General features: G+C 58.0%; 12 protein-coding genes. 1 reads left to right on the top strand and 11 read right to left on the bottom strand.

Annotated features, from left to right (window positions below):
• Positions 1-14: 14 nt before the first annotated feature.
• Positions 15-824, top strand: coding sequence for a bifunctional DNA-formamidopyrimidine glycosylase/DNA-(apurinic or apyrimidinic site) lyase (gene mutM, locus FJW00_RS10920; protein ID WP_009088108.1), 810 nt, complete (start codon positions 15-17; stop codon positions 822-824).
• Here mutM and coaD read toward each other — a convergent pair.
• The 11 genes from coaD to rfaD form a co-directional block, all read right to left on the bottom strand.
• A complete protein-coding gene (coaD, locus tag FJW00_RS10925) occupies positions 821-1,300 on the bottom strand; it encodes a pantetheine-phosphate adenylyltransferase (RefSeq protein ID WP_046100859.1) in 480 nt (159 codons plus the stop codon). The genes mutM and coaD overlap by 4 nt on opposite strands.
• On the bottom strand, positions 1,297-2,073 hold the full coding sequence (locus FJW00_RS10930) for a glycosyltransferase family 2 protein (RefSeq protein WP_140924067.1): 777 nt from the start codon (positions 2,071-2,073) through the stop codon (positions 1,297-1,299). The genes coaD and FJW00_RS10930 overlap by 4 nt, the downstream gene beginning before the upstream one ends.
• The gene (gene waaA / locus FJW00_RS10935; RefSeq protein WP_009088102.1) at positions 2,073-3,347 is read right to left on the bottom strand and encodes a lipid IV(A) 3-deoxy-D-manno-octulosonic acid transferase; all 1,275 of its coding nucleotides are present in this window, start codon (positions 3,345-3,347) and stop codon (positions 2,073-2,075) included. The genes FJW00_RS10930 and waaA overlap by 1 nt, the downstream gene beginning before the upstream one ends.
• Before the next feature lie 92 nt (positions 3,348-3,439).
• Positions 3,440-4,573, bottom strand: coding sequence for a glycosyltransferase family 4 protein (locus FJW00_RS10940; protein WP_140924069.1), 1,134 nt, complete (start codon positions 4,571-4,573; stop codon positions 3,440-3,442).
• Complete coding sequence (rfaQ, locus tag FJW00_RS10945; protein WP_009088099.1) at positions 4,566-5,642, bottom strand: putative lipopolysaccharide heptosyltransferase III; 1,077 nt, start codon at positions 5,640-5,642, stop codon at positions 4,566-4,568. Before rfaQ ends, FJW00_RS10940 begins: the two co-directional genes overlap by 8 nt.
• Positions 5,643-5,715: 73 nt before the next feature.
• Complete coding sequence (locus FJW00_RS10950; RefSeq protein ID WP_223812786.1) at positions 5,716-6,702, bottom strand: glycosyltransferase; 987 nt, start codon at positions 6,700-6,702, stop codon at positions 5,716-5,718.
• 325 nt (positions 6,703-7,027) lie between these two features.
• The gene (locus FJW00_RS10955) at positions 7,028-8,017 is read right to left on the bottom strand and encodes a glycosyltransferase family 8 protein (protein ID WP_140924071.1); all 990 of its coding nucleotides are present in this window, start codon (positions 8,015-8,017) and stop codon (positions 7,028-7,030) included.
• 9 nt (positions 8,018-8,026) lie between these two features.
• Positions 8,027-9,103 (bottom strand): glycosyltransferase family 9 protein, encoded by a 1,077-nt coding sequence (locus tag FJW00_RS10960; protein ID WP_140924073.1) that lies wholly within the window; start codon positions 9,101-9,103, stop codon positions 8,027-8,029.
• Complete coding sequence (rfaC, locus tag FJW00_RS10965) at positions 9,100-10,077, bottom strand: lipopolysaccharide heptosyltransferase RfaC (RefSeq protein ID WP_140924075.1); 978 nt, start codon at positions 10,075-10,077, stop codon at positions 9,100-9,102. Before rfaC ends, FJW00_RS10960 begins: the two co-directional genes overlap by 4 nt.
• Positions 10,065-11,120, bottom strand: a complete 1,056-nt coding sequence (gene rfaF, locus FJW00_RS10970; protein WP_140924077.1) for an ADP-heptose--LPS heptosyltransferase RfaF — start codon at positions 11,118-11,120, stop codon at positions 10,065-10,067. The genes rfaC and rfaF overlap by 13 nt, the downstream gene beginning before the upstream one ends.
• A 17-nt stretch (positions 11,121-11,137) precedes the next feature.
• Complete coding sequence (gene rfaD / locus FJW00_RS10975) at positions 11,138-12,070, bottom strand: ADP-glyceromanno-heptose 6-epimerase (RefSeq protein ID WP_009088090.1); 933 nt, start codon at positions 12,068-12,070, stop codon at positions 11,138-11,140.
• Positions 12,071-12,148 lie beyond the last annotated feature (78 nt).

Raw genomic sequence — 12,148 nt, forward strand, 5'->3', positions numbered from 1 at the left:
GCTGAGGAGAGGGTATGCCAGAGTTGCCAGAGGTTGAAACCAGCCGGCGCGGTATCGAGCCGCATTTGGTGGGTGAAACCATCCTTCACGCCGTGGTGCGTAATTCCCGTCTGCGCTGGCCTGTTTCACAGGAGATCCATGCGCTAAGCGATCAGCCGGTGCTCAGCGTGCAGCGCCGGGCGAAATATCTGCTGCTGGAGCTGCCGCATGGCTGGATCATTATCCACCTGGGCATGTCCGGCAGCCTGCGCGTGCTGCCGGAAGAGCGGCCTGCGGAGAAGCATGACCATGTTGATTTGGTGATGAGCAACGGCAAAGTGCTGCGCTACACCGATCCGCGGCGTTTTGGTGCCTGGCTCTGGAGCAGCGAACTGGCAGGCAGCAGCGTGCTGGCGCATCTGGGACCGGAGCCACTGAGCGACCAGTTTGACGCGGCTTACCTGTTTGAGAAGTCACGCGGCAAGCGAACGGTGATTAAGCAGTGGCTGATGGATAACAAAGTCGTGGTGGGGGTGGGCAACATCTACGCCAGCGAGTCACTCTTTACCGCCGGGATCCTGCCCGATCGTGCCGCCGGCAGTCTGTCGCAGGCGGAAGCAGAGCTGCTGGTCAATACCATCAAGGCGGTGCTGTTACGTTCCATTGAGCAGGGCGGAACCACGCTGCGGGACTTCTTACAGAGCGACGGTAAACCGGGCTATTTTGCGCAGCAGCTGCAGGTCTATGGCCGGGCAGGTGAACCCTGCCGGGCCTGTGGGACACCCATTATCAGCGGCAGGCATGGGCAGCGCAGCACCTACTGGTGCCCCCGCTGCCAGCACTAAGCCAGCTTAGCCAGCAACGCCTGATGGACGGGCGCGGACAGGAAGGCGGAGACATCACCACCGTGACGCGCCACCTCTTTGACCAGCGAAGAGGAGATAAACGAGAAGCCCTCAGACGGCATCAGGAAAACGCTCTCCAGCGTCGGCAGCAGGTGACGATTCATCTGCGCCAGCTGCATTTCATACTCAAAGTCTGACACCGCACGCAATCCGCGCACCAGCACATTCGCCTGCTGGTCTCGCGCAAAATTGGCCATCAGGTCGCTGAATCCCACCACCTTAACGTTGGGCAGATGGGCCACCATTTCACTCGCCAGCGCCACGCGCTCCTCCAGACTGAACAGCGGCTTTTTACTGGGGCTGGCGGCAACGGCCAGAATAACCTGATCAAACATCTGTGCGGCCCGCGTCACGATGTCGAGATGGCCAAGGGTGACAGGATCAAATGTTCCGGGATAGATGGCTTTCGTGCTCATACCTGCCCTTTTTTCGCAGCCTGATTCAGCGCCCAGAGGGCGGCATATTTGTTAAAGGTATATTGTGCGTTGACCACCGCCAGTATCCAGCCCTGCTTTCCGTCGAGAAAACCGGCGCGCAGCAGCAGCGTTTTCACAAACGCGCCCAGCGTATGACCGAACAGGGAGAACAGACCGCAACGCTTACCACGCTGGTGGCGTTCCGTGGCCCAGGCTTCGGCATAGGCCAGTTGCTTACGCTGAAAAACGATCAGATCGCGGCAGGTCAGATGCTGTAAATCGCCGGGTAACGCCACCACCGGTGCGCCGTCACGCTGCAGCGATTCATGCACCAGATTATCATTGTAGCGGAAGGTGCGCGGATAGAGCCGCATCACGCGGTCAGGGTACCAGCCGCTGTGGCGCATAAAGCGCCCCAGAAACAGATTGCTGCGGCCCAGGCTGTAAATCGTGCGGCCCGGCGGCGCGATAAGCACCTGCTCAATCGCCGCGCGCAGTTCCGGTGTGACGCGCTCATCGGCATCGATCATCAGAATCATATCGCCGGTGGCATAGTGCTGCGCGCGCTGGCGCTGGATGCCATACCCCTGCCAGTCATCGCTGTGGTAGACCTTCGCGCCAGCCTGCGTGGCAATATCGGCACTGTTATCGTCACTGCCTGAATCCAGCACGATAATCTCATCCGCCCAGCTGACTGAAGCCAGACAGTCTGGCAGCAGTTCCGCTTCATTTTTGGCGATCATAACGACTGAAAGACGCTGGCGTGCTGACATCAGTGAGCCCGTGGAGGTAAATGCGGTTCAAGTAACTGGAGCAGACGCTGTAACGCACCCTGGTTCTGGTGCAGCACGTCCACGGCATGACGGCCGTAATAACGACGATAGTCATCATCCTGCAACAGGTTGGTGACCTCTTTTTCCAGCGAGAACACGTCGGTGACAGTAATCAGTCCCTGGCCTTCCTGCAATTTGCCGCAGATATCTTTGAAGTTCCAGATATGTGGCCCCATCAGGACCGGAATCGCGTGCGCTGCAGGCTCCAGCGGATTGTGTCCGCCGCGCTCCACCAGGCTGCCGCCGACAAACGCCAGATCGGCAATGCCGTAAAGCAGCATCAGTTCACCCATCGAGTCGCCGATGACCACCTGGGTGGAGCCCGAGGGGATCTCGCCGCTGCTGCGCAGAATAAAGCTGAAGCCGCGCGACTGGGTCAGTTCACGCGCATCGTTAAAGCGCTCAGGATGACGCGGAACCAGAATCAGCAGCAGATCAGGGAATGTCTGCAGCAGGCGGCGGTGGGCATCCAGCACAATGGCCTCTTCGCCTTCGTGGGTGCTGGTGGCAATCCAGACCGGACGGCGTGGCGCCCACTGGCGACGCAGCGTGACGGCTCTGGCGGCCAGTTCTGGCGTGACAGAAATATCAAACTTCAGGCTGCCGGTGATCGCCAGCTGAGAGCGTTTCAGGCCCAGCTCCAGGAAGCGGTCGCCATCTTCACTATTCTGCGCTGCTATCAGCGTGATGCTCTGCAACAGCCTGCGCATGAATTTACCCAGCTTGCGATAGCCTTTGGCGGATCGGGCTGAGAGACGCGCGTTGGCGATCACCAGCGGAATGTTACGCTGATGCAGAATGCGGATGATGTTCGGCCACAGCTCGGTTTCCATGATGATCACCAGCCGGGGGTTGACCGTGTCCAGAAAACGATTAATCGATCCGGGCAGATCGTAAGGCAGATAGACATGGTGCACATCTTTGCCAAAGGCTGACTGTGCACGCTCAGAGCCGGTTGGCGTCATGGTCGTGACGGTAATCGGCAGGGTCGGGTAACGATGACGCAGCGCGCGCACCAGCGGCACCGCGGCCAGGGTTTCCCCCACGGAAACCGAATGCAGCACAATGCCGTCGGGCTTCACTTTGCCAACGCAATAGCCATAGCGCTCCGCCCAGCGTTTGCGATACGCCGGTGCTTTACGACCGCGCAGCCACAGGCGCAGCCAAATCAGTGGCTGAATAAAGTAGAGCAATGCGGTGTAAATGGTCGTCATAGTTACCGTTACAGCAGGTTCGCGTCTAAAAACAGGTTAAAATCAGATGGCGGCATGTTATCAGAAACCCCGCATGCACTCATCCCGGATTGTCAGTTGGTACTCAATACCTGTTGATAAAGCGAAGTCAGCGCCTGTGCCAGCCGTTGCGGGCCATAGGGTTCAACTTTACGCCGGGCCGCATCACCCATGCGTGAATCTTCCGTCAGCAGCGGAATGGCGCAAACGGCCTGATTTAATCCGTTGATATCCAGCGCATCACAGACGAAGCCCTCCTGACCGGCGGTAATAAACTCAGCACCCCCGCAGCCGGTGCTGGTAATAACCGGCAGGCCGCAGGCCATCGCCTCCAGCACCACGTTAGGAAAAGGATCGTAGAGCGTGGGCAGCAGCAGGCCGTCCGCCGCGTGATAAAACGGCTGCACATCCTGCTGTACGCCAACAAAGCGCAGGCGATCCAGGCAGTTCAGCTGGTTAGCCAGCTGCTGATAACGCTGCAGCTGTTTATCCTGACCCACCACAATCAGGTAACGGTCACTGGCTGCCAGCGCCTGAATTGCCGCTTTCAGCCCTTTGCGCTCAAAGCCGGAGCCGACGTAAATCAGTACGGTGGCCGCATCCGGCAGCCCCAGCTGATGGCGGGTCGCATGGCGGGTCGCTTCCGTGGCAGGCTGAAAACGACGGGCATCAATAGCGTTATGGATGACGTGAATTTTTCCGGCGTCGAGTGAGAAACAGCGCAGGATATCGCGCTTAACCATCTCTGAATTGCAGATCACCGCTTTCAGCGTCGGCGAATCAAACATCTCCGCTTCCGCCTGCAGAACGTAGCGATGATAGGGACTGAGGGTTGCGCTCAGTCGTTGCCACGGTGAGACGATGCGGGCGCGCTGCTCCAGCCAGACGCGATGCACGCCATCACCCGCGCGAAAGATGTCACAGCCAGCGATGCGTTCATGACTCTGCACAATATCGAATTTTTCACGCTCCCAGCAGGCGCGTGCGGCACGGGCAAAGCCGCGCTCGCGGGAAACCCTGCCCAGCTTTGCAGGATTACAGATATGGAGATGCCAGTCCGGATTGGGCGTGCCCTGCCAGCTGCGGGTAATGATGTTGAGATCGAGCTGTTCGCTGCCCAGGGCTTCCAGCGCACGGGAGATAAAACGCTCAGCACCGCCATCCGGCCGGTATTTCTGCCGGACAATCGCCAGCCTTAACTCACTCATTCAGGAAGCTCCTCGCCGCCGCGACCACATCCTTCACCGGAATGGCTGACAGATAACGCTGATCCGTTCGGGTGTCGATAGAATCGGGTGAGGGCAGTGGACCATAATCCCCCGCCCAGATGACATGGTTGTTGTTCCCCCATGGCCGCCAGTGCTGCAGCTTGGTCGGGCCAAACAGGGCGATACAGGGCGTTTCCAGCGCCGCCGCCATGTGCATCGGCGCAGAATCGACCCCGATAAACAGCGTGGCGTGATCGATAAGCGCCGCCAGCTGCGGCAGCGTAAACTGACCCGCCAGCGACACGACATCCGGCGAGGCGCACAGCGCGCGGATGCGGTTGATCATCGCCAGCTCCTGTTTGTCCGGCCCGGCGGTCAGCACCACCTTCCGTCCAGCCCGTGCCAGCTCATCGACCGTGGCGGCCACGCTCTCCTCTTCCCAGCATTTAAAGCCCCAGCGTGAGGTAGGCTGAACCACGATATAGGGGGTGGTCACCTGATGTTCTGACAGGCGGGTCAGCACGATCTGCTGGTCAGCGTCACTGTAGTGCATCGAAACGCGCGCATTGTCGCTGCTGATACCGAGCGGGGCCAGCGCGGACATGTTCTGCTCAACGGTATGCAGTCTGCTGTGATTATGCGTCGGGACCAGCCGGTTGTGACACCATCGCCACAGGACGTTATCGCGTTTTTTAAAGGCGAAACCAATGCGCACCGGCGCAGCGGAGAGCCGGGTGATCAGCGCCGCACGCCACTGGTCTGCCAGATTAATCACCAGGTCATAATGGGCGTCACGGACGGCACGGATTAATGCCCGTTCATGGCCCAGCTTGCGCCAGGTGCCCTCCTGCTTCCATTTCCGGTCGATGACGTGCAGATGGCGGATAGCCGGATGCGCTTCCAGCATCGGGCGTGTCTCCTGATAGAGCAACACGTCGATACTGGCCTGCGGATAACGCGCATGCAGCGCATTGATGGCGGGCGTGGTGAGCAGCATGTCGCCATGATGGCGCAGCTTAATCAGTAAAATACGTTTTGGAGAGATGTTTGCTGGAGTCAGGCTGGCCATAAACAAAGGTTCTCAGATTTCAGTGAACCGATTGTAGGGCAAACGCTTTTTAGGATAAAGCCAGCCTCAGGGGTTATTTATCGCGCCAGCGATAGAGCCGTCCCAGCCACAGCAGCAACTGATACCACTGCTTAATGCCGCGGGCGTTGCGTAACATGCGCCGGTGTGTCCGGGTCGCGAACAGATCGGCGATGATCGCCTGGCGTGCGCGGGCATCAGGCTCACGTCTCACGCTATGGCAGACACTGAGCGCTTCATGCGTCACCTGAGCGTGAAACGACGGGTAGATCCGCACGCGGTCACGATAGCGGATATTAATCTCTTCCAGCAGCCGCGCAATCTTCAGGTAGTGGCGCTGATATTCGACGTTGCGCTCGCCGGTGCGTTTGCGGTTACTGATTGACGCGTCATGCATATAGTAGCGGTAGAGCACCGCATCGGTGTAACGCACGCGTTTTGCCAGCAGCATAAACTCGGTGGTCCAAGGAATATCCTGATGATGCAGGCCCGGCTCGAACTGCAACTGGTGCTGCTCGATTAGCGACCGGCGGTAGATGCCCAGCCAGACCACATGCATATAGCGGCGGGTTTTCAGCGCGGTATTGAGCCAGTCAGCGCCGCTTAGCACCGGCGTGCTGCGCAGGCGATCCAGTGGTATCAGGGGTTTTACCCGCTGGCTGTGTTTGAAAAACCATTCGGCGTTGCACTGTGCCGCATCCAGATTGTCCGTTTCCGCCAGCGTCACCAGCGTCTGGTACATCCCGGGCTGCATGGTGTCATCCGCATCCGGAAAGGTGACATATTTGCCGCGCGCTATCGCCAGCCCGGCGTTACGGGCGCGCGACACGCCGCCATTTTCCTGATGAATCACGCGAATGTGGGAGTGATGTTCTGCATAGTGGTCAGCGCGCTCGCCTGAGCCGTCAGTAGAACCATCATCGACGATGATGATCTCCAGCGAGGTCAGCGTCTGCGCCAGCAGTGCCTGCATGAACTCATCAAACATGCTGCCCGCATTGTACATCGGGGTAATGATACTCAGCAGAGGAGAAGTACTCATGACAATATCTGCACCAGCATTCTGTTCACTGTCAAAGGGCGTTGCCTCGTCATAAATCATTTCCAAATCAGCAGAATGGCATACATTAATCCACGATTATAAAACGGTGTCGCCTCCCTGCTTCACGAAAAACCACGCGCGCGCGTAATAATGCACTATCTGCCTCTTTTTTACGCAACGCGGCCGCGCCGGTAAACAGCATAGTGTGCCTGGGGTTTATCAGCAGCATTTTCAAAAGGATCTGGCAGACAGCGGTGGGGTCAGAGGGAAAAGATGGCGCGGCAGTCACCGCGCCCGGAGCGGTTTGACAGGTGGAGAGCGCTGACTAAAAAAATTTGAGCCTGACGTAATGCATCATCCAGCTCACGCTTTCTGCATACTGCTTCTGATGCCACTTGATACGGGCAAAGCGCTTCATCTCTTTATAATGTCTGGGTAAATCAAGCGGCTGAGAAGCCCAGGGCGAGCGCTGGTAATAGCTGTAGTAGAGCAGGGACAGGTCGCTGCCGGCCCAGGCATGCCAGGGCTTACACTTACCGGTGTAGTGAATCATCACGGTGTCAGCGGGTACGCGGGAGTGGTCCCAGACCTTGTTCGCGATGATGTCGTAGATATAGTTGTAGCGATCCGGCAGGATCAGCACCTCATCCTCCAGCACAATATTCAGCGCATCCTGGTCAGGAAAACCGAAGGCTGCGCCCCGGGTCACCAGAACCTCAGTAATCCGCGCGGTAGTCTGCCTGGCGAGCCAGCGTGGAATATTGATCAGCATAAAGCCGGAGTTGAAATAGTCATGGCGCTGCAGCCCGAGTCGCGCGCACTGGTTATGACGCGCACGCGGGGTATCGTTGCAGGCTGCCAGCGTGTAGTCCGTGATATCCAGCGTGAACAGGGGGGAGTAATCGCCGACGACCAGCGTGTCCGCATCGATGTAGATTACCCGATCGCTGTAGCGCGCCACCGTTTCAGGGATCAGAAAGCGGTAATGGATACTTTTGGGATAGCGCCCGACCGCCGGCAACTGATCGACCCAGGCACTGTTAAAAATATGCAGGGTGATGGCCAGACGATGGCCCGACGCCATTGAGCGCAGCTTTTCCACATCCTCTTCCTGCAGCGAGTCAGAGAAAATATGGGCGTGGAAAGCGGTGTCGGGGTGATGGCTGAGAAGTGAAAACAACGTAATACCCAGACCACGCGCGTAAGCGTGGTTGATGCCAAACGCAACGTGAACCGGATTATCATCCGCATCCGCAAGCGTGTTGACCAGCAGCTGACTTTGCTGAACGGCATCAGCAAGAGGGGTAATTGCCATTACGCTTCACTATTCCAGATTATGAGTAATAAACGTTTGTATTCTAGTCAGTTTGTCGGCATCCAGCCCGAATAATTTTTCAGCAGGCTGATCAAACTTAAATCGCGTGGCAAAAACAAAGGTCGATGCGGCGATATTGTCTGGTCCGATAAACAGGACATTATTAACCGGGCGCTGTTCCCTGATCTCACAGGGGCCATAGAGCATAATGACCGGTATCTGTCGGGCGTCAGCAATATAAGCATTACCGGAATCCGATGAAATATAAAAATCCATCTGCGAGATGGCCCATGGCACCTCTTCCAGCTTCAGCGCGCCAATCAGGCTGACAATATTCTCCTGCGGGCCGGTCAGACTCAGTAATTCATCCAGCCACGGCTGCTCGGCTGGTGGACCAAAGACATAAAAGGTGCAGGGCAGCTCAGCCAGCGACGCCATCAGCTGCTGCCAGATGGCGGCAGGAATGGTTTTAGCCCGATTCCCGGCAGAAATGCTGATGCCGATCTTAATCCCGCTGCGCGGATGCAGCAGCGCGGCAGGAGGCGCAGGCGGCTGCCAGAGTGGTGACGTGGCGTGCTTGGGAAAATCGGTGTAGCGGTAGTCCCGATCAATCAGCTTCAGATAGCTGTCGAGCGTCAAATCCGTTTTCGCGTGGTCGACGATGCCGCTGGCGCTGCGATAGAAGATCGCATGATAGGATTTACGCACATAGGTGCGCAGAAACTGTTTGTTCGGTGCATTGCACAGCGCCGCGAAAAAGAGGTTAACGCTGTTGGGCTGAACCAGATAAACATGGTCATAACGGTTCATCAGCGTGAAGGCGAGTCTGATTTTGGCAAAAAAGCTGCGCTTTGCCTCTTCAATCAGAAAATAGCGGCTGACCGTGTCATCGTGACGCGCCAGCGGCTCTACCGATTTGCTGATCAGCAGTTCAGACTGACCCAGGGCGCGCAGCATCGGGGTGATGTTAATAAAATCCCCGATCTTCGCCGTTTGAATCACCAGACTGCGGCCGGTGGGCCGGTAAAAGAGCCGCATCAGGGTGCGGAAAGGCAGCAGCAGCAGATAGATCAGCACATAGTTCATGGCGCATTTTTCCCGATAACGGCCTGCAGTTTCTCTGCCACGGCGTCAGCCGTCAGCTCCGCCAGATTGTGATTCGGGGCGCTCAGCGCCTGTTGGTTCTGCCCGTAGCCGCCAATCAGACCCGGATCGGTCGGGCCATACAGCGTGAGATTAGGACGATCCAGTGCGGCGGTCAGATGGCTTAATCCGGTATCCACAGAGACCACCGCCCGCGCGCCTGCCAGCTGTCGGGCGATCGCTTCCAGCGTCAGCTTAGGCAGCACCTCGACATGCTCAAAACCTTCAGCCAGGCGCAGCGCACGCTGATGCTCATGCTCGGCCCCCCAGGGCAGCTTCACCCGCAATCCGCTGGGCTGCATCTGCTCAATCAGCTGTCGCCAGTGGGATTCCGGCCAGTGCTTGTTGTCACGCGTTGTGGCATGCAGAAAGACCAGATAGTGATGCGCATCCGCGGGCAGATGATGCAGAAAATGCCCGGCAATCGCGTAGTCACCCTGGGTTTGCGGCTTTTCATAGCCCAGGCTTTTGGCGAACAGCTCGCGCGTCCGCTCAACGGCGTGCTGGCGTTTACTGATCTCATGGCGGACGTCATACCACCAGCTGGCAAAAGGTTCACGCGCGCTGCGGCTATCCTGCCCGTGCTTTACCCCTTTGGATAAGCGGGTCACCAGCGCGGCGCTTTTGATCAGCCCCTGAGCATCAATCACGATATCGTACTCGCGCGACTGTAACGCGCGCTTAAACTGCACGCGCTCTTCACGCTGCTGACTGCCAAACCAGTGTTTGCGCCAGCGGCGAATCGCGACCGGTAACACCTGATCCACGGCAGGGTGCCAGCCAGGGATCTGGGCGAAATTCTCTTCCACTACCCAGTCAAAACGGATGCCGGGAATGGCATGCATCGCATCGGTCAGAGCCGGCAGCGAATGCAGCACATCCCCCATTGAGGACGTTTTAACAATCAGGACGTGCATGGCACCTCCTGCGGCGCAAGGAGTTCATTCAGCGTCTGAAGAACGCGCTCAGGCTGAATATCAATCAGGCTCTGGTGATACCCCTGTTCGGCATCGCCCTTACGTACTTTGTGATAGCCGCTAATCAGGCGAATAATGCGCGCCTGGCGGGCCAGCGGTGGCGTAAAGTCAGGGCTGCTGGGTCCATAGAGTGCCACCAGCGGACGATCCAGCGCGGCGGCGATGTGCATCAGGCCGGAGTCGTTACTGACCACGGCGCGGCATTGCGCCAGCAGGATGACCGCCTGCTCCAGCTGGGTTTCACCCGCCAGATTGCGGCAGTGACTGCGACTCTCTTCCGGCAGTGCCGCGATGATCTCTTCACCGGTCGGGCGATCTTTGGCGGAGCCAAACAGCAGGATCTGAAAGCCTTCGGCGATCAGCTGGCGGGCCAGGGCGGCGTAGTGATAGTGCGGCCAGCGTTTGGCCGGGCCAAATTCCGCGCCCGGACAAAAACCGATGATCGGACGCGTTGCGGTGAGCTGAAACTGTGCGGCCGTTTCCCGCATCTCCCGCTCTTCAACCTGCAACTTGGGCCACAGGAGCGGCTGCGGCAGCTGCGCCGCCGAGGCGACAGGCGTGTCGTAGCCCAGCGCCACGTAGCGCTCAACCATCAGCGGGAACGCGGCTTTATCCAGCACCCGCAGATCGTTCAGCAGGCCATAGCGCATCTCCCCCCGCCAGCCGACGCGACGTGGTATGCCGGCAAAGAAGGGAACCAGCGCCGACTTAAAGGAGTTAGGCAGCACGTAGGCCCGGTCATAATGGCTGTCGCGCAGTGCCTTGCCCAGCCGGCGACGCTCGCCGAGTTCCAGCGCGCCATGGCCCAGGGGCATGGCCAGCGCCTGACTGACCTCCGGCATGCGTGACAGCAGGGGACGGCACCATGCCGGTGCCATCACGTCTATCACCGCATCGGGATGTTCGGCCTTGAGGGTGCGATAGAGACTTTGCGACATCATCATATCGCCGACCCACGACGGGCCGATTACCAGAATTTTCATCGCCGGAGCAGCTTCCTTTATGCGTTGCGATTCAGCCAGACCATATAGTCAGCGACGCCCTGCGCCACCGTTTTAAACGGCTTGTCATAGCCCGCGGCACGCAGCTTCGTGAGATCGGCCTGGGTGTAAGCCTGATAACGGCCTTTGAGTTTTTCCGGGAACGGGATGTACTCAATCTGCCCTTTCTGATGAAACTTCAGCACGGCGTCGGCCACTTCCTGGAACGATTCGGCGCGGCCTGTGCCACAGTTGTAGATCCCGGAGACGCCGTTTTCCCAGCACCACAGGTTTACGGCTGCCACATCATCAACGTGGATGAAATCGCGTTTGAAGCCGTCACTGCCTTCAAACAGTTTTGGATTTTCATCGTTGCTGATCTGGGTGTTCAGATGGAACGCCACGCTTGCCATGCTGCCTTTGTGGCCTTCACGCGGCCCATAGACGTTGAAGTAGCGGAAGCCACACACCGGCGAGTTCGCTTCCGGCAGCATCTGACGAACATAGTGGTCGAACAGCATTTTGGAGTAGCCATACACATTCAGCGGCTGCTCATACTGACGCTCTTCGATGAAGTTTTCATTGCGGCCGCCGTAGGTCGCTGCAGAAGAGGCGTAAAGGAACGGGATCTCGCGCTCCAGGCAGTAGTGCAGCAGCTCTTTGGAGTACTGATAGTTGTTCTCCATCATGTACTTGCCATCCCACTCGGTCGTGGAGGAGCAGGCACCCTGATGGAATACCGCTTCAATCGGGCCTAAATCGTCGCCCGCGATCACGCTCATCAGAAACTCTTCTTTGTCCATGTAATCGACGATATCCAGGTCGACTAAATTGGCAAACTTAGTGCCATCCTTCAGATTATCCACCACCAGAATGTCGGTGTGACCGCGATCGTTCAGCGCTTTGACGATGTTGCTGCCAATCATTCCTGCGCCGCCAGTTACGATAATCATGTTGTTACCTTCAATGTTGTGGGGTGAAACAGGAGGTTTCACACACGAATACCTCACATCATAACATTTCATCAGGGT

Source organism: Pantoea anthophila (assembly GCF_006494375.1).
GTDB classification, from domain to species: Bacteria; Pseudomonadota; Gammaproteobacteria; order Enterobacterales; family Enterobacteriaceae; genus Pantoea; species Pantoea anthophila.

Bases quoted from the DNA above. Each gene is read 5' to 3' on its own strand.
- mutM (WP_009088108.1), top strand. From the start codon at position 15: ATGCCAGAGTTGCCAGAGGTTGAAACCAGCCGGCGCGGTATCGAGCCG.
- coaD (WP_046100859.1), bottom strand. From the start codon at position 1,300: ATGAGCACGAAAGCCATCTATCCCGGAACATTTGATCCTGTCACCCTT.
- FJW00_RS10930 (WP_140924067.1), bottom strand. From the start codon at position 2,073: ATGTCAGCACGCCAGCGTCTTTCAGTCGTTATGATCGCCAAAAATGAA.
- waaA (WP_009088102.1), bottom strand. From the start codon at position 3,347: ATGACGACCATTTACACCGCATTGCTCTACTTTATTCAGCCACTGATT.
- FJW00_RS10940 (WP_140924069.1), bottom strand. From the start codon at position 4,573: ATGAGTGAGTTAAGGCTGGCGATTGTCCGGCAGAAATACCGGCCGGAT.
- rfaQ (WP_009088099.1), bottom strand. From the start codon at position 5,642: ATGGCCAGCCTGACTCCAGCAAACATCTCTCCAAAACGTATTTTACTG.
- FJW00_RS10950 (WP_223812786.1), bottom strand. From the start codon at position 6,702: ATGAGTACTTCTCCTCTGCTGAGTATCATTACCCCGATGTACAATGCG.
- FJW00_RS10955 (WP_140924071.1), bottom strand. From the start codon at position 8,017: ATGGCAATTACCCCTCTTGCTGATGCCGTTCAGCAAAGTCAGCTGCTG.
- FJW00_RS10960 (WP_140924073.1), bottom strand. From the start codon at position 9,103: ATGAACTATGTGCTGATCTATCTGCTGCTGCTGCCTTTCCGCACCCTG.
- rfaC (WP_140924075.1), bottom strand. From the start codon at position 10,077: ATGCACGTCCTGATTGTTAAAACGTCCTCAATGGGGGATGTGCTGCAT.
- rfaF (WP_140924077.1), bottom strand. From the start codon at position 11,120: ATGAAAATTCTGGTAATCGGCCCGTCGTGGGTCGGCGATATGATGATG.
- rfaD (WP_009088090.1), bottom strand. From the start codon at position 12,070: ATGATTATCGTAACTGGCGGCGCAGGAATGATTGGCAGCAACATCGTC.